Raw genomic sequence first — 23,827 nt, forward strand, 5'->3', positions numbered from 1 at the left:
TTTTGCTTCATTCTACTCAGCACCAGATTCCTGTCAATATACCAAATTCACAAATAAAGTTGGAGCTGCGGGGATTATACAGACGCGCCCGAATCCAGAGGTAAATGTAAGGAAAATATACTACCCTGGCCTTCGCGGCTATGCAGGGTAATGAAGCCGCCCAGTAGCCTGGCCAGATCATTGCTGATAGACAGGCCCAGTCCCGTACCGCCATACTTGCGGCTGACATTGATATCCGCCTGTTCAAAGGCTTCAAAGATCAGATCATGCTTCTCCGGAGGAATGCCGATTCCGGTATCCTGCACCTCAAAGGCAATCCACTTCTGCGAAGCAGCCCCCTCCTGACGTTCCACTACACGGATATTCATAGTGACCCCGCCAGTCATCGTGAATTTGAACGCATTCGAAAGCAGATTGCGCAGAATCTGCTGCACCCGCTGGGGGTCCGTGTAGATTACGGCCGGGACCCCTTCGTCCAGAGAGACACTGAAGGTGAGCTGCTTCTGTCTGGCTAAGACGCCGAACTGCTGAACGAGCAGATCAGGGACCTCGCTGGTATTTAAATCCTCTATAATAATATCCAGCTTACCGGCCTCCACCTTGGACAGATCGAGAATATCATTGATGAGCGACAGCAGATCCTCCCCTGACCGGTGAATGATCCCGCCATATTCAGCAAGCTCCTCCGCACTCAGGGACTCATCGCCTTCTTCTATCATCTGGGACAGGTTAATAATGCTGTTCAGAGGGGTTCTCAGTTCATGGGACATGTTCGCCAGGAACTCCGATTTGAACTGTGAGGCGAGCATGAGCTGCCTGGCTCTTTCCTCAAGCACAATTTTATTCTTATGCAGCTCCTCCGTCTGTTCGGACAACAGCTCATTCGCTCTAATGATCTGTCCGGTACGCATCAGTTCCAGATGGAAATCGCGGATAATCAGCGCGAACAGAGCACTGAGGACAAGACCTGCAGGAAAGGTAACCGGCAGAATCTTCGTTATGTAATCATGTGTGGGAATGACCCCGAATACGGCAATATTCAGCACATTTACTACATTGACTACCAAGATGGTGACGATCCCCTTATACATCAGCGAGGAAGACGAACGCTTCATCCATAAGCTCAGAGCGGCACAGACGAAGCCCAGAAGAGTCAGGTTCAGCACACCTACCAGGGCTGCGTCCGTAACTCCGAAGGTCAGGCGCGTAAGCCCGGTAGCGATTCCGATTATAATCAGTACCAGAGGCTGGGGATAAGCCAGCGTTGAAATGATCAGCGGTACGTACCGCAGGTCAAAAATGACATGCTCATGCAGTCTGTAGCCGAAAAAGGTGCTGATCCAGCCCGCAAAGACCGCGAGCAATACCCAGCTTACTCTTTTTACAGGCTCGGATGCGTGGGTTATGGTGTACTTGTATATTAGATTCGCCAGATACGACAGAGTGATTAGTAAAGCTGTATTCACAAAAAAGATTTTGACATATTCCATGGCTTCACTCCTGCAGCGAAAATAAGTTCACAATAATATCAATAGTATCACAATGGAGGAATGAAAACATGAAGCATGAGGGCTATTGCATATGTATATGTATGAGAATGAAGGCTGCCGCATGTCGGGAAAACAGCAAAAGAGCGCAAATCAGGTAGGATTTGCGCTCTTTCCTTGTATTGTTAACTGCTGATTAGCTGCGGTGGGAGGACTCCCATTTATGGTACTCCGCTTCGGCTTCATCCTTGGAATGGCCGTAACGCTCCTGCAGCTTGCCTACCAGCTTGTCTTTTTCACCGTCGATGATATCCAGGTCATCATCTGTCAGCTTGCCCCATTGCTTCTTGGCTTCACCTTTAATCTGCAGCCATTTACCTTTAATCACATTGTTATCCACTACAAGCTCATCTCCTTAGTTGTCTATTTAATGTCTGGCGAAAGCTTATAATTGCTTGTGATCTATTACCCCTATGACTTTTTGCTGAATCGCCACGGAGTGCAGGGCTGCACCTGCAACCGGGTGAAACCATGCAGAATAACTCAACTTTTGTCACATAAAAGTCTTTATAAAAAGCTATTCAACTATCTTAAAATTTGATATACTTCAGAAGTAAATTTATTTATGATTTAAGTGATTATTTTCACATGATACTTCCATAGCTTGTGCTAAAATGCCATCGAACAAGAAACGATATGATTAAATTTTTTCTTATTGCCTGCCGATATATGTCGTATGCCTGCTACAAAAAGGGACTTAAGACCGAGATGAGAGTGACATTTATCATTTATAAAGTGATTTTTATCACTTCCACCGCTATTAAAATGTTTTACATTTTAATATATATATTTTAAACTATTTTCTTGGAGGTCATATCAAAATGAAAAAAGCTTCTGTAATCTTGTCGAGCGCACTGGTACTGGGTACTTTACTCGCTGGTTGCGGCAACAGCAACAAAGCTGAGAATGCAGCTGCAACAACTGCACCTGTAGCAACTGCTACTGCCGCAGCTGAAGCAACTACTGCACCTGCAGCCGAAACAGGCAAGTACCAGGACGGAACCTACTACGGTACAGTGGATGCCGATCCAGAGACTGGCTGGCAGACCTTTGCACAACTGACTGTAGAAGGCGGCAAAATCACCAAAGCTGACTGGAATGCTTTCAACGTTAAAAAAGCGGGCGATTTGAAGAAAAAAGTATCTGAAGACGGCAACTACGGCCTGGTAAAAATCGGTGGAGCGAAGTCCGAATGGCATGAACAGGCTGCTCTTGCTGAAGCCTACCTGATTGAAAAACAAGATCCTGCTGCTCTCACTGTAAACGCTGAAGGCAAAACAGATGCAATCTCCGGTGTATCCGTACACGTTAGTGATTTCGTTGGCGCGGCTCAGGCTGCACTTGCTGCCGGCCCTGCACAAGCAGGCCCATACAAAGACGGCGGATATACTGCTGAAGGCGAAATGGATGCTAAATCCGGCTGGAAGTCCACTGTAGCTCTGTCTGTTGCTAACGGCAACGTTGTAGCTGTTAATTTCAGCGGTGTGAATGCTGCAGGCGACGATAAGAAACAATATTCTGTAGACGGAAAATACGGCATGAAAGCCGGCGGCGCTGCTGCTGAATGGCATGAAGAAATCGCCCTTGCCGAGAAATACTTCCTTGAGAACAAAGGCGTAGCTCCTACCCTGGATGCTGAAGGTAAAACAGACGCAATCTCCGGCGTATCCATCCATGTTGGTGAATATTTCACACTTGCACAAAAAGCACTCGAAGGCGCGAAATAATTATTCGCTACCCTTTTGCAGCTAATCAGATGAATGAGGTGAGTTTCTCTTGAAGAAAATAGTCATTTTGGGCGGCGGCTACGGCGGCGTACTCACGGCTAAGAAACTGGCAAAGAAATTTAAGAACGACAAAGATGTAGAAATCAAACTGATCGACCGAAATCCATATCACACTCTTTTGACTGAGCTGCATGAGGTTTCTGCGAATCGCGCACCTGAGGATTCGATCAAAATTGACTTGAAGAAAATTTTTGCCGGACTGAAAGTAGATGTAGTTCTGGATGAGATCAGCAACATTGATTTCAAGAACAAGAAGCTGAAATCCGACAAAGCCACCTATGCTTATGATTATCTGGTCATCGGCACAGGAAGCAAGCCAACCTTCTTCGGTATCCCCGGAGCTGAAGAGAACACCTTCTCCTTCTGGTCCTACGATGATGCAGTTGCCCTGAAGCGTCAGATCCGCGACATGTACACCAAAGCTGCGAAGGAAAAGAACCCGGCTACACGCCGCGCTATGCTGACCTTCGTAATCATCGGTGCCGGCTTTACCGGCGTTGAGCTTGTAGGTGAAATGGCCGAGCAGCGCGACGAGCTCTGCAGAGAATTCTTCATCGATCCTTCCGAAGTGAGATTGATCGTGGCTGATATGGCTCCGAAGATCCTGCCTATCCTTCCGGATAAGCTGATCCAGAAAGCCGAAGCCCGTCTGCGCAAGCTGAAGGTAGAAATCGTTACCGGCGCCAAAATCACCGAAGTAGGGGCAGGCTCTGTTGCCCTCGGCGAGAAGAACATCGTGGATGCACAGACAATCGTCTGGACCGCCGGTGTTGAAGGCTCGGAAATCGTCGGCAACCTTGATGTTCAACAGCAAGGCCGCAAACGTATTGTTACCAATGAACACCTTGAAAGTGTTGACCATAAGAACGTATACGTCGTAGGGGATAACATCTTCTTCATCCCCGAAGGCGAAGAACGTCCAGTTCCGCAAATGGTTGAGAATGCTGAACAAGCGGCTCCGGTTATCGCAGGGAATATCACTGCTGATATCAAGGGTACGCCTAAAAAAGCATATAAACCAGGCTTCCACGGCACCATGGTTTCCATCGGCAGCCGCTACGGTGTAGCGAACGTTGGTCTTCCGGGCAAGTTCTTCATGCTGACCGGCTTCATGGCTATGTTGTCCAAACATTTCATCAATATGTTCTATCTGTCCCAGGTTGTGGGCTTCAACAAGGTCTGGACTTACATGATGCACGAGTTCTTCCATGTTGAGAACCGCAAGAGCTTCGTCGGCGGTTACTTCTCCAAGCGTTCGCCGAACTTCTGGCTCGTTCCGCTCCGTATGCTGCTCGGGGGAATGTGGTTATATGAAGGTATAGAGAAGATCCGCAAAATCTGGGTTGATCCGAATAAGATTTTCCTGATTCCTGCGGCTCCTTATGCAGACGCGACATCGGCAGCAAGTCAGGCTGTGGATGCAGTCAAAACTACCGTAGATGCCCAATCTGCCGCTTCCGCAGTATCCACTGCCAAAGAAGCTGTATCGGCTCTTCCGGTTCCAGGCTTCATCTATGATATCTCTAACTGGTTCATGGATCTCATGTTTTACAATGCTGACGGATCTTACACCTTCCTGGCAAAATGGTTCCAAATCGGTATGGTCTGTGCCGAAATCGTCTTCGGCGTAATGCTGATCGTTGGTCTGTTCACAGCGATCTCTGCTCTGGCCACGATAGGTATGGCGGTTATGATCTGGACCACCAAGATGGCAGCAACAGAAATGCTCTGGTATGTTGGAGCAGCTATTGCCTGCATCGGCGGTTCCGGCAGCGTGTTCGGCCTGGATTACTATGTTCTTCCTTGGCTTAAGAAGCAGTGGAAGAGGATTCCTCTCGTCCGACGCTGGTATCTGTATACCGACTGATGAACCGGGTAACCGGTGGTTAACAACTACATTCATTTATAACAGCGGCGTATGCACAGGCTGCGCTGCTGCAAGCTGAATAGGATATTCTTAAGAGTAATGTGTCCCTAGGACACATTACTCTCCTTGTTTAACGAGGTGAAAGTACATTTATATGTGTGTTTTCAACAAAATGGTTTTGTAGGGATAATCAGGAATTGGCTTCCTTCCAGCAAAACCGATAAGAAGGAGAGAAGCTTGTGAACCAAAAAATCACCCAAGATACATTCCGGTTGCTTCAGGCTGAAATGTCTAAGATTGCCGGAATTCAGTTGTCTCTCTCTCCGGCAGAATGTGAGCAAATGCTCTCGGTACTGGAACGCCATGATCTGGAGTATGACCGCAAAACTCATTTGCTAGGCATTTATACCATCCTTACCGTGGCAGCACAGCGCCATATGGAATGTGTCCCACATCATCCTGACCTGACCCGTAACATTTTGGATGGAGATTACCTGTACAGCTTCTATCTGCAGTTTGCAGTGAAATACAGGGAGCTGGATCTGGTAGCCTATATGGCCTCCTCCATCAAAAAATTGCAGATCAAACGTTCAAATGGAGAGTTCACAGAACACAATCCGGCCCGGGAGCTGGATGAGTTTCTCATTCAGGAGCGCAGACAACGAAGCCGTACCAGCAAAGCCATTTGACAGGTGGGAACATGAACGATGAAGCTGCATGAAGCCTTGAATATTGATCTGAATGAAATTAACCGTGAAATTAAGAATCTGGTGGCCCGGGATAAGGATGTTCCCAAAAAGTCGCAGCTGGCGCAGAGCATTCTCGAACTGACAGGCTCCGGCGGTAAACGCCTCCGCCCGCTGATGGTTATTGTCGGCAGCCGGTTTGGTCCGAGACCTGCCGGACGCCGCACCCTGCAATTATCCGCTGCGGCTGAATTTATCCATGTGGCCTCATTGATTCATGACGATATTATTGATAACGCCGAGCTGCGGCGGGGCGAGCCTGCGCTGCATATCAAGACCGGGATTCTATCCGCTGTCCATATCGGTAATTATATGTCTGCCCGCATTATTGAACTGCTCAGCAAGTATACCGGTGATAAGGACCGTTATGTTCACGATCTATCCTCTGTCGCCACAGCCCAGTTATGTTTGGGTGAATATCAGCAATTAGAGCTTGCCTTCGATTATGATCTTACGCTGGAGCAGTACCTGGAGAAGTCCCGTAACAAAACCGCACTGTTGATGGCCACCTGCCTGCGGGTAGGCGCATTGTCGGCGGAGAGCAGCGCGGAGACTGCCCACCTCCTCTACGATTTCGGAGAAGCGCTGGGAATGTCATTCCAGATTCAGGATGATATCCTGGACTTCACGCAATCAGCGGATGTACTCGGCAAGCCGGCCGGCAGCGATCTTCGTCACGGCCAGGTTACCCTTCCTGTGCTCTTCGCCTTACAGGATGATGAGCTTGCTCCTGTCATCCGCAGGATAGGCCCTGGCTCTTCTCCTGAAGACATTGAGCATGTCCTGGAGCTCGTAAGAGACAGTGATGCCCTTGCCCGCTCAGAGGCTGTCAGCCAGGACTATCTGGCCCGGGCTGCTGCGATTGTGGAGCAGCTCTCCAGCTTCCCGGCGCATGCCGATCTGAAGACCCTGCTGCAATACTTCGCCGGGCGTGACCGCTGAGCGGGCATCAGCATAATGCAGTGACAACCTTGTGCGTTAGTACAATGTATGCTGTTTTTCGCATACATTCGGGTCATGCGCCTGCGTGCCAGCACAATGTATGCTATTTTTCACATACATTTAGTTTCAGCTGGTGAAATCAATCTTATCCAAAAAAAGACTGCCGGGACTTCTCCGGCAGCCTGGGCGCCTTGCAACAGGGCGCCCTTTTGTTATTTATTTTCAAGCAGCATTGTATCTATTATTTCCTGAAAATCATCCCGGTACTGGCGGAAAGCTTCGGTATTAAACTTAGTATTGGGATCTTTGGGCTTAGGCGGGCCAGTGAGGAGCTCCGCGTACAAACGGTCAGTTTCTTTGGATAGCGGTGCCCAGACTTTCTTCACATCGTCATATTCTGCACCCAGGCCTGCGATATAGCTGTCGGATTCTTTCTTGTGGGCCATCGCAACAGCTAGCCGGTCCATGGTTGCTTGAATATCCATATTTTCGCCGACAGTGTTCTTCCCGTTCTTGGCATAATAATGGAAATCAGCGAAGCCTTTGTTCCACACATCGACAATCATAAAGTTGACCAATTCATCCAGCACCGTTAGGGGCGGTAACGTCACAGCCGGAACCGGTGCCTTAAACTTGCTGCGGAGATTGTTAAATTCGGCTTTTTCCACTGCCTCCATAGCTCTGAAGATTTTATTATCTGCAATCAGAACAATAACCTCATTGTACATATTCGACCGTTTCTCCCCCTGAAGCAGTACTGCATCCACCTTTTCCCCATTGTCATCCGTATACTCTGTAGATTCAATGACCTTGGGTCTAAGCACTTTAAGCTCTGGCTCCGTCTCCGTCAATTGTGCTTCTTTAAACAAAGCCTGCACACCGGGATGGAGATGTTCAGCCACAAATTTCTTTTTCGCCGCCACATCCGAATTGTTCACATATGTAATGATATAGTCCAGAGCCAGCTTCTCCGCAGCTGTAGGCTCTGCCTTAGGAGCTTCCGTAGGAGCCGTTGTAGGAGCAGGAGTAGGTTCTGCCGTAGGTTCGACCGTTGCAGCGGCAGTGGGTTCAGCAGCAGCCGAAGTGCTATCAGGCTTTGCTATATTGGCATCCGAAGCGCAGCCCGACACTACAGCACAAGCTACAATGAGGCTGAGCGCCAGTTTGTTATTCAATTTGTATTCCTCCTTCAAGAATTTGGATGTTCCAAGACCTATTCTTTCTATACCCATCCAATAAGCACTTAAAGCGCATGTTAATTGAAGTTTTGCTGAACAAACGAATGCAGCGAAGCGTACGTGAGTGATGTTTAGCATGGGGGTTTGGGGTTTGGGGTTTGATGCTCCAAAAAAGAAGAAAAGCGCGAAGCTCTAAGCTTATTCGCGCCTTTTTTGCCGCCCACCCCCTGGGTAGGCCTGTTGTCTTTTTGAAGTTAATCTTGCCTGGGAAAGGTTAGGACGGAACGGAGAGGAATTTTGGAACTGGAGGAGCGGCAGCGTTCGCCTTTAACTTCGGATTCCAACCGCTCCAGCGGTTCCAATCAGGGAATCCGAAGTTAACAGCGACCGGAAGTCCAAACATTCCGCGCAGTGCAGCTCCCCAACCTCCAGCCGCCCCTACCCGAGGCGCCCAACCTAATTAACGTAAAAATAATCAATCAGCGTACACAGCAAGATCACCATACTGATCACCTGATTCAAATTATAAGAAGCCACCTTCATCAGCTTACGGTTAGCTGGCTTGATAATCTTGTGCTCCGTCATGAGCAGCACCGTAGCGATGCCGATGCCGACCAGATACATCCAGCCGAGATCACGCCAGAGGTACAGGAACAACAGCAGCATAACCATAATGAAATGCAGCCCTTTGGAGATCCGCAGCGCATTCTCCAAGCCGAAAAAGCTCGGTATGGACCATAAACCGTTCTTGCGGTCAAACTCAATGTCCTGGGTCCCGTAGATGATATCAAACCCGGCAATCCAGAGCATCACCACGGTTCCGATGACGAACGGCGTGAACGCGATATTCCCGGTAACCGCAAACCAAGCACCAATCGGCGCCGAAGCAATTACGAAGCCCAGATACAGATGACTCAGGAAGGTGAAGCGCTTCGTGTAAGAGTAGGATGAGATCAGTACAATGGCTACCGGGGACAGCACCAGACAGAGCAGATTCAGCATCCCGGAAGCCACAATGAACAGGGCATAATTGATGATAATGAACAGAATGACTTCTTTCTCGGCGAGCAGACGCTGCGGCAGATGCCGATGGGCGGTACGCGGATTGTTGCCGTCGAAGGTGCGGTCCACCAGACGATTGAACGCATTCGCCCCGTTGCGCGCCCCGATCAGCGCGATCAGTCCCCATAACATCATATGTCCGGAAGGCCAGCCTCCCGCAGCCCATACCATCGAGATGATGGCAAAAGGCAGGGAGAACAGCGTATGGGAGAACATCACCAGCTCGCTGAACATTTTCATTTTAAGTGCCGTATGTTTAAAAGCATTAATGATAACCATAATGTTAGGCCTCTTTCTTAGTGGATCGCTTGCAGCACTTCATGGAGTGCATCCAGCAGGGCATCGATATTCCCGGAAGTAACAACAAGCGGCGGCTGGAAGGCGAGAACGTTGCGGCCTATGCCGTTTTTGCCGATCAGGAATCCGCGGTCCTTCAGTTCTTCCAGCACATAGTCTGTCACAGCCGCGGCATCCTCAGTCTTGGTACCGGCCAGCTCGGCCCCCAGCATGAGTCCGCTGCCCCGTACATCGGTAATCAACGCAGGATACCGCTTCTGGAGAGCAAGCAAGCCTTGCTTCAGTTGCCCGCCGAGCTCAGCCGCACGTTCCGCCAGCCGCTCATCACGGATGTAGTCCAGGACCGCCAGCGCGGTAGCCGCAGAGACCGGATTCCCTCCGAACGTTGAGGCGGAAGGCTTGTTCAGCGAAGCCGCAATCTCATCCGTTGTGGAAAAGGCGGCGATAGGCACTCCGTTCCCCAGTGCTTTAGCCATGCTGATAATGTCCGGCACGACGCCGAAATGCTCCATCGCAAACATAGCCCCCGTCCGGCCGTAGCCGGTCTGGATTTCATCATCAATCAGCAGTACACCGTACTGCTCAAGCAGCGCCTTCACCTCACGGAAGTAAGACAGCGCAGGCATCACGATCCCGCCATTCCCCTGAATCGGCTCCACGATCATGGCGGCAATGGTGTCTCCCTGGGCAGCCAGTACCTCCTTCAGATTCTGGATGGACTGCGCCGCAGCATCCTCCAGCGTCAATTCCGGATGATACGGGCGCTTAATGAATGTCACATCCCCATCCAGGTAGGCATCGGTTCTCCACATTTGCAGCCCGGTCACACTCATGGTGAGGTTGGTCCGGCCATGCAGGCCGGCCTCCAGTGCGATGAAGCCTTTGCGGCCGGTATGCATCCGCGCCAGCAGCAGCGCCCCTTCATTCGCCTCTGAACCGCTGTTGACGAAGAATGTCCTGCGCAGTGCACCCGGCAGCACTTCTTCCAGACGTTCCGCCAAATCTACATTCGGCTGGGTCAGGTAGATCGGCGAGGTGTGCTGCAATTGCTGCAGTTGCTCTATCGTACGTGAGGTAATAGCCGGATTACAGTGGCCGCAGGCAACCACGGAGACTCCCGCGAAGAAGTCGGTGTATTGCTTGCCGTTTTCATCGTAGACATATTGCATGCTTCCGCGTACCAATTGCGGGGCATCCCGGTAAAAATGTGCGGTGCACGGGTAGAAATACTGCTTTCTTTTGGCAGCTACCGCTTCTCTTCCAATGATAACGCTTTGTTCCATGAGATTCCCCTCGCTTCCAATCGCTGATGATTTAATAATAATGGCCAAGCAGGCTGGTGACACATCAGGCACACCTGTCTATGAGTTTGTGAAAAAAGGTACTTATAATGGCGCCATATGCCCTTATTATACTCGCCCTAGCGTTATTTTAAAATTGAATTATTAGCCTTAGTTAAATTGCAGTGAACCGAGGGTGTACCCCGCGTATACCGGCTTCAGTCCGCCCAGCAGATCATCCTCCGGCTTCGTTCCCTCTATCGCAGCCTGATAAGCAGCAATAATAGTGCGCAGCTCCTTGATACTGTATGTCGCGCCTTCAATCCGGAAGCTGGCAATCCCCAGGCCATTCATTTCCTCCAGCATCGGGAGATAGCATAGCTCCTTGGCGAACAGCAGATGGCAGCGGCCGTATTGGTCACGGTAGACCGGGTTCTCGCCCTTGTCGGTCTTAAGCACCAGCACATCATTGCGGACATATTGGTTGTCTTCTTCCCCAATCGGCTCCATCACTTCCGTATTCTCGAACAGATCATGCTCCATATACATCAGCGCTGGCGTTCCGTGTACCACAACCTCCAGCGGCAGGTCGCTGCGTGAGGTGAAGGAGGCGAAATGCTCCAGCGTCATCTCCGGCGAAACGGTCAGCTTGGTAAGGCCCAATCCGGCGTACAGTCCGGCAGACAGATGATTGTAGACATTCAGATTAGCATCGCCCATCATCGGGTAACCGGTCGCGCGGTAGCGGCGGATTGCCCCCAGGTTCGTAATGATCAGCCCGTCAATCGGCAGCCGCTCTCCGTTCAGCAGATGATCATACTGGTCGAAATGCAGCTCATTCATCATCCGCGGCAGGCCCAGATATAGCTTGGTATGGCCTTTTACCGCTCCAAGATCCTTGATATCCTGCTTCGTAAAAGGACGGTCCGGCTCAAACACATCACCCGGCAGATACAAGCTGTCTACTCCCATCTCCAGTACGAGACGCGCCTGTTCCATATTATTCACACGTACTGCCAGCTCAGGCTTGTTAAGGGTGCTGCGTCTGTCTTCAGCCATCCGCCCGCGCAGCTCTGTCACCCGCTCCGCAGACAGCTCACGCTCCGCAGTCGGCGTACTGAACACTTTACCGGTGCTGTAGAACTTGCCTGTTCCCTCATAACGGCGGTTGATATTCGATAATCCCGGTTTGCCAAAAGCATACGCCGTGGAGAAATCGCGCTTACGGTTGTTATACAGCTCCTTGGAATCCTTGGTGCGGTCGAAGCCCAGCGGATCATCGATATAACGGTCAATCGCATCGCCGTAGCTGTTGGACAGCATGACCATGAATTCTTTATCGCGCATACGGCCTTCAATCTTAAAGGAAGTAATGCCGGATTCAATCAGCTCCGGAAGATGCTCATACATGAACATATCCTTCACCGCCAGCGGATATTCCGCCGGGAAGACATAGCCGTCACGTTTGATCCGGTAATCCCAGCGGCAAGGCTTCATGCATTTGCCCCGGTTGCTGCTCATTCCGAACACCTGGGAGCTGAAATAACAGTTCGCCCCGTGTACAGAGCACATATCGCCATGAATGAAATATTCCAGCTCCATGCCGCTTCTTGCACCCAGCAGCTTGGCGGTCTGCAGATCCATCTCCCGTGAGGTAACCACCCGGCTGACGCCCAGCTCCTTCAGCGCATGGATCATCTCCAGATTATGCACATTCATCATCACGGAAGCATGAACCGGCAGATTCAGCCCCATCTCGCGGATCAATTCCAGCACAGCCATATCCTGCACGATCAGCGCGTCCGGGCGGGCCGTGTCCAGGAAGCTCAGGTACGTTCTGGCCTCTTCCACATCCTCTTCGCTGAACAGATTGTTTACCGTGATATATACTTTTTTGTCCATACTATGGGCGATATTCAGAGCTTCAATAATCTCTTCATGACTTAAGTTGTAGCCCTTGCGCATCATTCTCATGTTCAGCACCGGACCGCCGAAATACACCGCATCGCACTTCGATTCAATGACCGCCTTGAAGATCTCGAAGGTTCCCGCAGGTGCCAATAACTCTACTTCTTTACCATTAAAATAACGTGCCATTTCCGTATCCCCCTAAATGTCTTACAATAATGCTACTGCAACTCCCAGTACAACGAACATAGCAACAAACAGCGTATCCGCCGCGCCCCACCTGAGCCGGTGATACCGGCTGCGCGGCGCATCCATGCGGAAGCCCCGGGCTTCCATGGAATAGATCAGGTCCTGGGCCCGCCGGAACGCACTGGCGATGACCGGAACCAGCAGCGACACAAGCATCCGCGCTTTCTCCTTCAGCGGCAGCTCCTTCAGGTCCGCTCCGCGCGAGGCCTGCGCCTTCAGAATAATCTGCGCCTCATCCAGAATCGTCGGAATGAAGCGGAGCGCGATGCTGATCATCAGCGTAATCCGGTCGGGTGACAGCCTGAGCTTCTTCAGCGGGGCAAGCACTCCCTCCAGCCCCTGGTTCAGCTTGCCCGGCGTTGTCGTGAAGGTCAGCAGTGCGGTGAAGGTCAGCAGGAACAGCATGCGGATGACCGAGAATGCCCCCAGCCGCAGACCGCCCGCATGCAACGAGAAGGAGCCCAGCGACCATAGCACCTCCCCTTCCTTCACGGACAGCGCCTGTACGATGAAGATGAACAACATCAGATAACGTAAAGGCTTCGCAGCCTTAATGAAATACTTCAGTGGAATGCGGGTCGTCGCCATCACCACGATGGAGAAGACCGCAACCAGCCCAATGGATATCCAGGAAGTAGACAGCAGGATGATCGCTACATAGAGCAGCATTCCGGTAATCTTGGACCGGGCATCCAGCTTATGGACCCAGGAGCCCGTATCAATGCTGCGGCCCAGCAGCAGACGCTCATTCATGGCCATTCCCCATTTCCTCCGAGCCGGAAGCATTCAGCTTGCGGCGCTCTTCCAGCAAGGCCGCAAGCCGCCCCGCGAGGCCCTCTGCTGTAAGGAGCGGCTTCTCGCCGCTAAGGCCAAAGCGCTCGGCGGCAGCCTGCCAGTAACGCAGAGACTGTGGAACCCGCAGTCCGCAGCGCTCAAGAATCACCGGATCAGCGGCCAGCTCGCCGCCGCTGCCCTGGAAGGCGAGCTCACCCTCCTTGAGCAAGACCCAGTTGTCGGCATAAGGCAGCAGTTCATCCATCCGGTGCGTTACGATGATGATCGTGCGGCCCTGCTCGCGGCACAACCGCTCCAGCAGCGCGATCAGCTCCGCGCGGCTTACCGGGTCCAGGGTGGCTGTCGGTTCATCCAGCACCACAACGTCCGGGTCCATCGCCAGCACTGAGGCAATGGCTGCCTTGCGCATCTGTCCTCCGCTGAGCCGGAAGGGATTGCGCTCCAGCAGCGCCAGATCCAGTCCCATATCCGTCATCGACTTGCGCGCCCGTTCCTTGGCCTCCTCCAGACTGACTCCAAAGTTCAGCGGCCCGAAGCAGAGATCCTTCTCCACTGTATCTTCGAACATTTGCTGCTCCGGGAATTGAAAGACGAGGCCTACCCTCCGCCGCAGCGGAAGCAGCCTCGGTGATTTCTCCCCGGCAGTTATCGTTACATCCAGCACCTGCACCGTGCCTTCCGTCGGCTTAAGAATGCCATTGAACAGCTGGAGCAGTGTAGATTTGCCGGAGCCGGTGGCCCCGGCAATCCCGGTCAGCGAACCCCCGGCAATCTCCAGATTAATCCCGTGCAGTGCCGTCTGCTTCCACATGCTGCGGTCAGCATATGTATAGCTTACTTGCTGTAGTTGTATTGCCATAATGTGTCTATAAGCTCCTTTTCGCTGGCGGGTACATCCACCGTGATTCCCCGGCTCTCCAGTTCACGGGCAAGCTGCCAAGTATAAGGCTCCCGTAAATGACACTTCTCCAGCAGCTCTGTATCCCGGAACAGCTCCGCAGGTGATACATCTGCGGCGATGCTTCCCCCGTGCAGCGCCAGCACCCGGTCCGACGCCAGAATCTCATCGGCATCATGAGTAATCAGCAGAATGGTGTAGCTGCCTTCTGCCTGCATGTCGCGCAGAATCCCCATCAGCTCATCCCGGCTGCCCTCGTCCAACATAGAAGAGGCCTCGTCGAAGATGACGATGCCTGGCTTCATGGCGAGAATCGAGGCGATGGCTACACGCTGCTTCTGCCCGCCCGACAGCTCTCCGGGATGCTTGGACAGCAGATGGCTGATCCCAAGCTTACCGGTATAGAATTCAAGCCGCTCCTTCATCTCTTCGTAGAACAGGCACAGCCCCTCCAGGCCGAAGAGAATATCTTCCTCCACCGTCTGCCCGATGAACTGGTTATCGGGGTTCTGGAAGACCATTCCGATACATTGCCGGATGGACTGAACCGTCTCTTCCTGCAGCGTATGTCCGCAGACAGAGATATGGCCGGCACTCTTCGGAAGCAGTGCATTCAGCAGCTTGACCAGTGTTGATTTCCCGCAGCCGTTAGGCCCCACAATGCTCACCCATTGACCCTGCGGGATCGACACGTTGATATCATGGAGAATCGGATGCTCCGGGTCATAGCCGAAGGATACGCCCTCTAGGGCAATCACCGCCGGCTTTTCACCGGCTTTTGTATCGTTGTACGCTTGATTCATGTTACTCATCCTTCCGCAGCTAGTGACCCGGTCCGTTCAGGAACTCTTCAAACAAGGATATTTTGGATAGCGAGTCAACCACATACCGGACGGCGAAGCCGACAGCAATGCCTGTAATAATACCGGTAATCAGCAGAACCGGCAGGTAATAGAAAATACTGGTTGAATTAAATACGAACGAGGCTGCCAGAAGCTGTCCTGTATTATGAGCCAGTCCGCCCGCAATACTGATGCCGATCACACTGAACTTCTTGCGGCCGAGCTTCACCAGCGCGAACATCACAATGAAGCTGAACAGGGAACCGAACAGGCTGAACAACAGGCTGGACAGCGTGCCGAGCAGGAAGGCGGTCAGCAGCGTCTTCAGGATCACCAGCACCAGAACATCGCGTCCGCGCAAAAAGTAAATACAGGTCAAAATCATAATATTGGCGAAGCCCAGCTTCGCCCCGGGCATCAGCCCCACACCGGCCAGCGGGATCTGCGCCTCCACAATACTCAGCACCACAGCAACGGCAGCGAATATAGCAATAATTACGGTCCGCTTCAGCGCTGTAGCCGATTCACTACTGGACATAGCCATCTACTTCATCCTCCCCGGCCGCACTTGCAATCTCAACCAATACCCGGTGCGGAAGACAGACAATCGTCTGCTTGGGCAGTGTGATGAAGCCGAAGCCCAGACATACCTTATCCGGACAATCCGCATCAAACATCTCAACCCCGTAATCATGCACCTTCAGAATGTTATAGCCCCGCTCGGTGCGGACCTCAATAGTCTGCTCTTCTTTGGTCAGGGTTATCGTTTTGAATAACTTACCATCTACTGTTATATTGGCCTTGAGTTCTTTGCCTGGCCCACCTTTATCAGCATCGTTTGACAGCCATCTTGGCACGAGAAAAGCGAGCGCAGCAATCAGAACGATAGAAATCAGCAGCACATCTGCGCGTTTCATAGAAATCTCCCTTATTTTTTAATTAAAATCCAGACTTAATAATTATAACGGTCTGCCCTCAATCCTTCAATGAATGTAGTCGTTAATTGTCGCAATTCCCTGTCAGTTCACAAAATAGGCACGCAAAGCTGAAGCGGAACCTCCATAAACTGGATAGCATCCGCTTCGGTAAGTGGAAACGGCTTTGCCGTCCTTTTAAAGGATGGTACCGTTTCAGCGAGAAATAGAAGGACAGTTTATCAGTTGAAACATATAAATTCTTATATTCAAGGAATATAAGGATGTGCAAGCATTTAAAGTATTACCCGGCTTGGACGGGATGAGGGTCTTTAGGAGCTTCCGGCTTCCGGCCGAAGTACCCCAGGAATAATCCGGCGAATTCAGGGTCCCATTGGCTGCCCCTGCCCTGCTCCAAAATGCCGAGCGCCCGTTCATGGTCCATCCCTTTCCGGTAAGGCCGGTTGGATGTCATTGCATCATAAGCATCTGCTACCGCAATGATCCGGCCATGCAGGGGAATATCCGTACCGGCAAGACCATCCGGGTAGCCGTTGCCGTCATAACGCTCATGATGCGAGCGGACGCCGCCGAGAAAGGGGGCCATTTTGTCCGCCGGTTCAATCTGCCGCAGAATATTTTCCCCCAGCACTGTATGGCTCTGAATCTGGAGGAATTCCTCATCCGTTAGGGCTTCTTCCTTGAACAGGATGCTGTCTCTCACACCGATTTTACCAATGTCGTGCAGCAGGGCTGACTTGCGCAGATCATCCAGCTCCTGCCCCCTTAGGCCGGCCAGCTGGCCGATAATCACCGAATACTCCGCTACACGGAGCGAGTGTCCTGCCGTATATGAATCGCGGGCATCCAGCGCCACGGCAAGGGTGGAGAAGTAGCTGTCCAGCAGTTGGCGGCTCTGCTGTTCCCGTGCCTGCAGCCCGCGGACCATCATGTTAAAGCCTGCCACCAGCTTCGAGAACTCATCGGAGTACTCATCCTGCACCTGGACCAGATTGCCGTCCTTCACCTGGTTCATCGCCTGATACAGCTCATGGATCGGATGCTGTACACTGTTCGTCAGCAGCCAGGCCGCAATGGAGGAGAACAGCGTGCCAATCAGCAGCACCATCCCTGCCCAGGCCCAGTAGCTCTGAAGTCCGACGACGACTATCGAATCCCCCTCACCGTTCATACGGATATGTGTCGCCATAATAAACAGGAACAGCGGGAAGGTGCCGATCAGCATACAGCTCACCAGGAATTTGGGGCGTATCGGCACAAACACATGGCCCTCCAGGGAAAAATCCACACCGTACTGCTCCAGCGCACGGTTCCTGAACTCCTTGATCAGCGGAATAATGGAGGTGCAGGTCAGGAAGAATTCAATCAGGGAATGCATGCAGGCCACAAGCACAGCGCAGCACATGGCCAGGATCAGATAGAAATAAGGGAACGTAACCCAGCCGGCATGAATCATCCAGAAGGTCAGCAGCAGAGCCGGAACGGATAATCCGAGCAGATGCGGCCCCATGATTCGCTGAATGGCCCGTTGGGGCAGCTGGTGCGTGTGCAGATATGCTTCTTCCAGCATCGATAGCGCAGCATTCTTCTGAACCAGCGCAGCCCGTATAGGTCTGATCTGTCTGAGAAAGACAGTAATCTCTAGGGATGCCATAATCACAAAGGAACAAAGAAGCACCAGCAGGAGCCGGTAATATTCAACCCGGCTGATCTCCAGGGAAGATAACATAAGCAGACTCCCGACTGCTAGTACCGCTACAGTTGAACCGAAGATATAGTTCCGGATCTGTTTCTTCAAAAAAATTCTGTATAGTTCCATCTGTCCCCTCATTTCCATCCCGGCCGCAGCCCAATGTCAGTTGCATATTTATTATACCCGTGCTATAATTAAATAATATTTGTTTTCGAGTATGTATATCCCCATCAAGAAGATGTCAGGCCGATGAATCACTTCTCTATATTATCGGCGGTTTGGACACAATATCTTACGTTTTCTTGCAGTACTTTTCCTTTTTATGAGACTAAATTCGAACATAGCATTCCGATTCACACTGGCGCGGCCACGGAGCCGCAAGGACAAAAGAGAGGTAGGGCTTTTGTCGTATTGGAAGGATTTCTCTCGCCACACGGCTGCTGGAAATAACAAGGAATAACGACACCCGTTTCGCTCACAAACGGCGGGGGATTTATATACCGATAAGGCATGGTTTGCTGCTTCCCTGTTCTTCAGGGAAAGGTCCCATGTGTGGAACATAATTAGCGCCCGATAACCGCTGTTTGCGGATATCGGGCGCGTCTACGTTCTAGAGGCTTTTATTTTACAGATTCAGCGGCAGCCGGGCTGTGTACATAGCGTTCTACGAATTCGCCTACTGTGCGGATATATGTGCTTTTATCCGTATCATAGGATAGGCCATGCCCCGCTCCATGCACCACCAGTTGCTCCCTCGGACTCCGGCAGGCCTCATACAGCTCATTCATCATCGCATAAGGCACGAACTTATCCGCATCCCCGTGGATGAACAGAATCGGCACCCTGGCCTTGCGAACCTGCTTCAGCGCAGACGCCTCTCCAAAGGAATAACCTGCCTTCATCCGGGTCACCAGACTGGCAACCGGCACAAACGGAAAGCTGGGCAGATGGTACATCCGCTTCAGCTGATAGGACAGCTGCGCCTTAACCGAGGTATAGCCGCAATCTGCGACAATCGCCTTAACCTGCGGGGGAAGCTCCTCGCCGGACGTCATCAGCACCGTGGCTCCGCCCATAGATACGCCATGCAGCACGATTTGTGCATCCGGACCGTTCTCCTGCAGGACAAATCCGATCCATTTCAGATAATCCCGGCGCTCCGGCCAGCCAAAGCCGATATAATCCCCCTCGCTCCGCCCGTGTCCTCTGGCATCAGGCAGCAGCACATTGTACCCCAGGTTCTCATAATAGTTTTTAGCCGTCGCCCCCATATCCTTGGCCTTCCCGGAATACCCGTGGGCAACAATGACCGTCCGTCCGGCAGCACGCTCTGACGCCAGATAATAGCCTTGCAGCTTGAGCCCATCCTCAGACACCAGCTCCACCTCACGGAAGGTCTGCCGGGACACCCACTCCGCCCCTTCTCCCCACGAGGCTCCAGCCACCGGCGGCGGATCTATCTTAAGGTCCGGGGTCTTAGCCAGGAATTCCTTAGGGGCCCGCTTAATGGCTACTCCATAAAAATAGAAGCCGGCATATCCCACCCCTGCGGCCGCCACGATCAGCACCACAAGCAGGGTTATCATCCACATCAACGTTCCTCCTTCAGTAAGCAACCCTTCCCTAGCCAGGGAACTGCTTAGTGTAATTTGAGCCTAGTATAGCACGGGAGTTAGGCCAACTGAAAATACAGCTGGGGCGCCCTGTTTTTTTGTGATGGAGTATGAAATACGGCGACGCTTAGGAGCACACTCCGCTGTTTAAGTATCAAAAGGAACAAAAGGCTTGCGGTATCGCCATTGTAATCGGGTTTTCGACCATATTCGGTTCCACACGCCTCTGTCGCACCGAATGTAATCGGTTTTTCGACCACATTCGGCGCACACGCCTCTGCCTCACCGAATGTAATCGGTTTTTCGACCACATTCGGTTCCACACGCCTCTGCCTCACTGAATGTAATCGGTTTTTCGACCATATTCGGCCCACACGCCTCCTCCGCACCGAATGTAATCGGTTATTCGACCATATCCGGCCCACACGCCTCCTCCGCACCGAATGTAATCGGTTTTTCGACCATATTCGGTTCCACACGCCTCCTCCGCACCGAATGTAATCGGTTTTTCGACCATATTCGGTTCCACACGCCTGTCCATGTGTTCGGTGAAATTAGCGAAGTCATTCCTATTACTGATCCAGAATATAGTCATCCTGCCGATGCTCCAAGACATCTACCCCAACTTTATGCACAATTTATCCTCATCGGACGTAAATCATAATCTCCTAAACAACGAAAAAAGAGCTGCCTCCAGGAGAACGTCTTCTCCGAAAGCAGCCCTTGTCATATTACCGGGTCATCGTTTGTTTATATACATCTCAGTTCCGGCGACTCACTTACGCTTGCTGTTTCTGGTGGTTCTTCTAAGAATCAAGCCCAGACCCGCGAGTGCCAAACCGGCAAAGTAATAAGGGGCAGGACTGGATTCGCCCGTCTTCGGCAAGGTTCCATCCACAGGCACACCGCCTAGAGGAACTTCATCATCAATAAGGACTACATCGGGTGCCGGTTCCGCTGACGGCGTTGGCGCCGGTGTTGCTGCTATTGGCTCAACCGCAACAGCAGGTGTCGGCGTTGGTGCCGGTACTGTTGTTGCTGTTGGAGCAACCACAGGTCCCAGCGGTAGCGGATCATCATTCACAGCCACATCATTGCTCACGATAAATCCGATAATCGGAGTCGGCGTAGGCACTGGAGGGAAACTGAACGGCGGCGATGTTGGCGCTGGCGTTGTTACTGGTGTTGAATCTGCTGTCGGTGTTGCTGTCGGTGTCGGTGTTGCTGTTGGCGTTGCTGTAGGTGTCGGTGTTGCTGTTGGCGTTGCTGTTGGCGTTGCTGTCGGTGTTGCTGTTGGCGTTGCTGTAGGTGTCGGTGTTGCTGTTGGCGTTGCTGTCGGTGTTGCTGTTGGCGTTGCTGTCGGTGTTGGCGTTGCTGTTGGCGTTGGTGTCGGCTCTGCCGTTGGCGTCGGTGTTGGCTCTGCCGTTGGTGTCGGTGTCGGCTCTGCTGTTGGCGTCGGTGTTGGCTCTGCCGTTGGTGTCGGTGTCGGCTCTGCTGTTGGCGTTGGTGTTGGCTCTGCCGTTGGCGTTGGTGTTGGCACTGCCGTTGGTGTCGGTGTTGGCTCTGCTGTTGGCGTTGCTGTCGGTGTTGGCTCTGCTGTTGGCGTTGGTGTCGGCTCTGCCGTTGGCGTCGGTGTTGGCTCTGCCGTTGGTGTCGGTGTCGGCTCTGCTGTTGGCGTCGGTGTTGGCTCTGCTGTTGGCGTTGGTGTCGGCTCTGCCGTTGGTGTCGGTGTCGGCTCTACTGTTGGCGTTGGTGTTGGCACTGCCGTTGGCGTCGGTGTCGGCTCTGCTGTTGGCGTTGGTGTCGGCTCTGCTGTTGGCGTCGGTGTCGGTCCTGCCGTTGGTGTCGGTGTCGGTACTGCCGTTGGTGTCGGTGTCGGTCCTGCCGTTGGCGTTGGTGTTGGTACTGCCGTTGGCGTCGGTGTTGGCACTGCCGTTGGCGTTGGTGTCGGCTCTGCTGTCGGCGTTGGTGTCGGTCCTGCCGTTGGCGTTGGTGTTGGTACTGCCGTTGGCGTTGGTGTTGGTACTGCCGTTGGCGTCGGTGTTGGCACTGCCGTTGGCGTCGGTGTTGGCTCTGCCGTTGGTGTCGGTGTCGGTACTGCCGTTGGTGTCGGTGTTGACACTGCTGTCGGCGTTGGTGTCGGTCCTGCCGTTGGCGTCGGTGTTGGCACTGCCGTTGGCGTTGGTGTCGGCTCTGCTGTCGGCGTCGGTGTTGGTACTGCTGTCGGCGTCGGTGTTGGTACTGCCGTTGGCGTTGGTGTCGGTACTGCTGTCGGCGTCGGTGTTGGCACTGCCGTTGGCGTCGGTGTTGGCACTGCCGTTGGCGTCGGTGTCGGTACTGCTGTTGGCGTCGGTGTTGGCACTGCCGTTGGCGTCGGTGTTGGCACTGCCGTTGGCGTTGGCGTCGGCTTCACTGTCGGCGTTGGTGTCGGCTTCACTGTTGGCGTTGGTGTCGGCTTCACGGTCGGCGTTGGCGTCGGCTTCACTGTCGGCGTTGGCGTCGGCTTCACTGTCGGCGTTGGCGTCGGCTTCACTGTCGGTGTTGGCGTCGGCTTCACGGTCGGCGTTGGCGTCGGCTTCACAGTCGGCGTTGGTGTCGGCTTCACAGTCGGCGTTGGCGTCGGCTTCACTGTTGGTGTTGGCGTCGGCTTCACAGTCGGCGTTGGTGTCGGCTTCACAGTCGGCGTTGGCGTCGGCTTCACAGTCGGCGTTGGCGTCGGCTTCACGGTCGGCGTTGGCGTCGGCTTCACGGTTGGCTTTGGAGTTGGGGTGCACAGAGGTGTAGGTGAAGGTTTTATAGTCGGTGTAGGCTTCACAGTTGGAGTCGGTGTTGGTTTTACTGTAGGTGTTGGCGTTACCGTTGGTGTCACTGTGGGTGTTGGCGTTACCGTTGGTGTTGGTGTCACTGTTGGTGTTGGTGTTACCATCGGCGTTGGTTTCACTGTGGGTGTCGGCGTTACCGTTGGTGTTGGTTTCACTGTGGGTGTTGGCGTTACCGTCGGCGTTGGTGTCACTGTGGGTGTCGGCGTTACGGTCGGCGTCGGACTCGGCGGCGGCCCCTCTCCCTCGTACATTCCAAGGTGCATCTCAACACCGCCGCTAAAAGATTTTGCAATCAGGGTCCCGTACAGCTCTGCTCCCTTATAATGAATATCCGCTCTGGGTGCGAGAATCGTCCCGTAGAAGGACGTATACTCGATATTCACCTCAGAAGCCTCGTAAAAGTTGAACAATACTTGACTGGCCCTGCCATTATTCATTGCAAAACTTGGCACATTGACTGTAGACCCGCTAATATTAATAATCAACGTTGCGTTCGGGGCAATATTGAATTGGATGTAATTCGTTTTTGCCAGAGTAGCGGCATCCAGATGAACGACATTGAAGGCATCCGGTGCATTGATTGTAAGCTGCCCATAATGATTATCGCCAATCTCATTCGTGCCGGCTAAGGCTCCATACTCTGTGGATCGGGAGATCAGCATCTGCTGCTCGGCTGCAAAATCAATCGGGCTGGCATTTTTCTTCCCGCCTTTAATGCTGACACTAGGCTCATTGGCTGTAAAGCTATTCCCAAATACCACATTTCCATAGATCTCTCCGCTGCCCGAATGTACAAAATCCTTACCGGCCACAAGTACATCCGTCGGAGCAGCATCCCTGTATGCTCTGGCTACTCCGTAGCCTCCGGTGAGGGTAATGTTCCCTGCCGCTGCCAGGCGGCCTTCAATCTGATCATTGCCTTGCACAAAATCCCCGAAAATAAAAGCATTAAAATTCCCTGCAACTCCTAAAACCGGTGTTGGCGTATACGGCACCCCTGAAGCTGCTCTAACATCCGTCCCCCATGTAAAGGCACTGGATAAAGTCAATAGGCCCGCCATAATGATGGCGGCTGTTTTACGTACTCTTTTTTTCAATAGTCCACACCTCCTAGTTACTATTCTATGAATCTGTCACGCGACTATAACAACAAAAAGACCGCCACGAAGGGTTAGCTTCACGGCGGCCGGACGACCCTAGCCTCAACTTTAGAGACAGTAGATTCCTGACTTTGCGTCCCGTTCTTTCGATACGGTTTGCGTTTGTACATGATTTCGGTATGAAATTGAGATTCGCTTATGTAAATTCATGGTTGAGTCTATGACATTTGTTACTTTTGTACTAATTTTAGTTTATCCGCTCCCCC

The 23,827-nt window shown here is 52.4% G+C and carries 18 protein-coding genes and 1 riboswitch; of the genes, 4 read left to right on the forward strand and 14 right to left on the reverse strand.

Annotated elements, in window-relative coordinates:
• Positions 1-74: 74 nt before the first annotated feature.
• Positions 75-1,490 carry an ATP-binding protein gene (locus NSU18_RS17070; RefSeq protein ID WP_341014878.1) on the reverse strand — a complete coding sequence of 472 codons (1,416 nt, stop codon included), beginning with the start codon at positions 1,488-1,490 and terminating at the stop codon, positions 75-77.
• Between the two features lie 193 nt (positions 1,491-1,683).
• Positions 1,684-1,887: a CsbD family protein gene (locus NSU18_RS17075; RefSeq protein WP_036695255.1), complete on the reverse strand. Its 204-nt coding sequence runs from the start codon at positions 1,885-1,887 to the stop codon at positions 1,684-1,686.
• 481 nt (positions 1,888-2,368) lie between these two features.
• Between NSU18_RS17075 and NSU18_RS17080 the strand changes: the two genes are divergently transcribed.
• From NSU18_RS17080 to NSU18_RS17095, 4 genes are all read left to right on the forward strand, one after another.
• On the forward strand, positions 2,369-3,274 hold the full coding sequence (locus tag NSU18_RS17080) for an FMN-binding protein (protein WP_341014879.1): 906 nt from the start codon (positions 2,369-2,371) through the stop codon (positions 3,272-3,274).
• A gap of 49 nt (positions 3,275-3,323) precedes the next feature.
• On the forward strand, positions 3,324-5,201 hold the full coding sequence (locus NSU18_RS17085; protein WP_341014882.1) for an FAD-dependent oxidoreductase: 1,878 nt from the start codon (positions 3,324-3,326) through the stop codon (positions 5,199-5,201).
• A 239-nt stretch (positions 5,202-5,440) separates the two neighbouring features.
• Positions 5,441-5,890 (forward strand): hypothetical protein, encoded by a 450-nt coding sequence (locus NSU18_RS17090; protein ID WP_341014884.1) that lies wholly within the window; start codon positions 5,441-5,443, stop codon positions 5,888-5,890.
• 18 nt (positions 5,891-5,908) lie between these two features.
• Positions 5,909-6,889 carry a polyprenyl synthetase family protein gene (locus NSU18_RS17095; RefSeq protein ID WP_341014885.1) on the forward strand — a complete coding sequence of 327 codons (981 nt, stop codon included), beginning with the start codon at positions 5,909-5,911 and terminating at the stop codon, positions 6,887-6,889.
• Positions 6,890-7,101: 212 nt separating this feature from the next.
• On the opposite strand, the gene NSU18_RS17100 is transcribed toward NSU18_RS17095, so the two are convergent.
• The 12 genes from NSU18_RS17100 to NSU18_RS17155 all read right to left on the reverse strand — a co-directional run bounded on the left by NSU18_RS17100 (position 7,102) and on the right by NSU18_RS17155 (position 23,558).
• Positions 7,102-8,064, reverse strand: coding sequence for a hypothetical protein (locus NSU18_RS17100; protein WP_341014889.1), 963 nt, complete (start codon positions 8,062-8,064; stop codon positions 7,102-7,104).
• 459 nt (positions 8,065-8,523) lie between these two features.
• Complete coding sequence (locus tag NSU18_RS17105; protein ID WP_340990868.1) at positions 8,524-9,408, reverse strand: UbiA-like polyprenyltransferase; 885 nt, start codon at positions 9,406-9,408, stop codon at positions 8,524-8,526.
• Between the two features lie 17 nt (positions 9,409-9,425).
• Positions 9,426-10,709 carry an aspartate aminotransferase family protein gene (locus tag NSU18_RS17110; protein WP_341014891.1) on the reverse strand — a complete coding sequence of 428 codons (1,284 nt, stop codon included), beginning with the start codon at positions 10,707-10,709 and terminating at the stop codon, positions 9,426-9,428.
• 168 nt (positions 10,710-10,877) lie between these two features.
• Positions 10,878-12,803, reverse strand: coding sequence for a peptidase U32 family protein (locus NSU18_RS17115; RefSeq protein ID WP_341149620.1), 1,926 nt, complete (start codon positions 12,801-12,803; stop codon positions 10,878-10,880).
• A gap of 21 nt (positions 12,804-12,824) precedes the next feature.
• On the reverse strand, positions 12,825-13,622 hold the full coding sequence (locus NSU18_RS17120) for an energy-coupling factor transporter transmembrane component T family protein (protein ID WP_341149621.1): 798 nt from the start codon (positions 13,620-13,622) through the stop codon (positions 12,825-12,827).
• Entirely contained in the window at positions 13,609-14,517 is a 909-nt protein-coding gene (locus NSU18_RS17125; RefSeq protein ID WP_341014895.1) for an energy-coupling factor transporter ATPase, read from the reverse strand. The genes NSU18_RS17120 and NSU18_RS17125 overlap by 14 nt, the downstream gene beginning before the upstream one ends.
• Positions 14,493-15,359: an ATP-binding cassette domain-containing protein gene (locus NSU18_RS17130; protein ID WP_341149622.1), complete on the reverse strand. Its 867-nt coding sequence runs from the start codon at positions 15,357-15,359 to the stop codon at positions 14,493-14,495. Before NSU18_RS17130 ends, NSU18_RS17125 begins: the two co-directional genes overlap by 25 nt.
• Before the next feature lie 19 nt (positions 15,360-15,378).
• Entirely contained in the window at positions 15,379-15,942 is a 564-nt protein-coding gene (locus NSU18_RS17135) for a Gx transporter family protein (protein ID WP_209994599.1), read from the reverse strand.
• Complete coding sequence (locus tag NSU18_RS17140; RefSeq protein WP_036700638.1) at positions 15,926-16,315, reverse strand: NusG domain II-containing protein; 390 nt, start codon at positions 16,313-16,315, stop codon at positions 15,926-15,928. The genes NSU18_RS17135 and NSU18_RS17140 overlap by 17 nt, the downstream gene beginning before the upstream one ends.
• Positions 16,316-16,616: 301 nt before the next feature.
• A complete protein-coding gene (locus tag NSU18_RS17145; RefSeq protein WP_341149623.1) occupies positions 16,617-18,131 on the reverse strand; it encodes an HD-GYP domain-containing protein in 1,515 nt (504 codons plus the stop codon).
• A 515-nt stretch (positions 18,132-18,646) separates the two neighbouring features.
• Complete coding sequence (locus NSU18_RS17150) at positions 18,647-19,612, reverse strand: alpha/beta hydrolase (protein WP_341018484.1); 966 nt, start codon at positions 19,610-19,612, stop codon at positions 18,647-18,649.
• An 802-nt stretch (positions 19,613-20,414) separates the two neighbouring features.
• Positions 20,415-23,558 carry a choice-of-anchor A family protein gene (locus NSU18_RS17155; RefSeq protein WP_341149624.1) on the reverse strand — a complete coding sequence of 1,048 codons (3,144 nt, stop codon included), beginning with the start codon at positions 23,556-23,558 and terminating at the stop codon, positions 20,415-20,417.
• 81 nt (positions 23,559-23,639) lie between these two features.
• Positions 23,640-23,732, reverse strand: a riboswitch (cyclic di-GMP riboswitch).
• Positions 23,733-23,827 lie beyond the last annotated feature (95 nt).

Source organism: Paenibacillus sp. FSL H8-0048 (assembly GCF_038002825.1).
Classification (GTDB): Bacteria; Bacillota; Bacilli; order Paenibacillales; family Paenibacillaceae; genus Paenibacillus_AQ.

Coding starts and splice junctions, on each gene's coding strand:
- NSU18_RS17105 (WP_340990868.1), bottom strand. CDS start 9,408: ATGGTTATCATTAATGCTTTTAAACATACGGCACTTAAAATGAAAATG.
- NSU18_RS17140 (WP_036700638.1), bottom strand. CDS start 16,315: ATGAAACGCGCAGATGTGCTGCTGATTTCTATCGTTCTGATTGCTGCG.
- NSU18_RS17130 (WP_341149622.1), bottom strand. CDS start 15,359: ATGAATCAAGCGTACAACGATACAAAAGCCGGTGAAAAGCCGGCGGTG.
- NSU18_RS17095 (WP_341014885.1), top strand. CDS start 5,909: ATGAAGCTGCATGAAGCCTTGAATATTGATCTGAATGAAATTAACCGT.
- NSU18_RS17120 (WP_341149621.1), bottom strand. CDS start 13,622: ATGGCCATGAATGAGCGTCTGCTGCTGGGCCGCAGCATTGATACGGGC.
- NSU18_RS17080 (WP_341014879.1), top strand. CDS start 2,369: ATGAAAAAAGCTTCTGTAATCTTGTCGAGCGCACTGGTACTGGGTACT.
- NSU18_RS17135 (WP_209994599.1), bottom strand. CDS start 15,942: ATGGCTATGTCCAGTAGTGAATCGGCTACAGCGCTGAAGCGGACCGTA.
- NSU18_RS17110 (WP_341014891.1), bottom strand. CDS start 10,709: ATGGAACAAAGCGTTATCATTGGAAGAGAAGCGGTAGCTGCCAAAAGA.
- NSU18_RS17070 (WP_341014878.1), bottom strand. CDS start 1,490: ATGGAATATGTCAAAATCTTTTTTGTGAATACAGCTTTACTAATCACT.
- NSU18_RS17150 (WP_341018484.1), bottom strand. CDS start 19,612: ATGATAACCCTGCTTGTGGTGCTGATCGTGGCGGCCGCAGGGGTGGGA.
- NSU18_RS17115 (WP_341149620.1), bottom strand. CDS start 12,803: ATGGCACGTTATTTTAATGGTAAAGAAGTAGAGTTATTGGCACCTGCG.
- NSU18_RS17125 (WP_341014895.1), bottom strand. CDS start 14,517: ATGGCAATACAACTACAGCAAGTAAGCTATACATATGCTGACCGCAGC.